This is a genomic window from Aliiroseovarius marinus (assembly GCF_004360145.1).
GTDB lineage: Bacteria > Pseudomonadota > Alphaproteobacteria > Rhodobacterales > Rhodobacteraceae > Aliiroseovarius > Aliiroseovarius marinus.
On sequence record NZ_SAIT01000041.1, the window covers coordinates 1 to 397 of the forward strand.

The window sequence follows — 397 nt, forward strand, 5'->3', positions numbered from 1 at the left end:
TCGGCCATCCTGCATGGGCACACGGAGACCATTGAAGAACGCCTGCAGCGTGATCTTGCCGCGATGCGGCCCTTGCCCGCCGCTCCCTATGAGGCCTGCGCCAAAGCCACCGGTCGCGTGAGTTCACAATCCCTGGTGCGCTACAGGACCAACGACTACTCGGTCCCCAGCACCTATGGCTTCCGGGATGTGACGATCCGGGCCTTTGTGGATGTGGTTGAGATTGGCTGTGGCGGTGAGATTATCGCACGCCATCCGCGCTGTTATGAACGTGAGCAGATGGTCTTCAACCCGGTGCATTACTTTGCCCTATTGGAGCGCAAGCCTGGTGCGCTGGATCAGGCCGCGCCCCTGGCTGATTGGGAGATGCCGGAAGAGTTGCAAACCCTGCGCCGCT

The 397-nt window shown here is 61.2% G+C and carries 1 protein-coding gene; it reads left to right on the forward strand.

Going from position 1 to position 397, the window contains the following annotated elements:
• Positions 1-397, forward strand: a 397-nt coding sequence (locus EOL43_RS15395) for a Mu transposase domain-containing protein (protein WP_420867522.1), incomplete at both ends; no start/stop codon positions are given.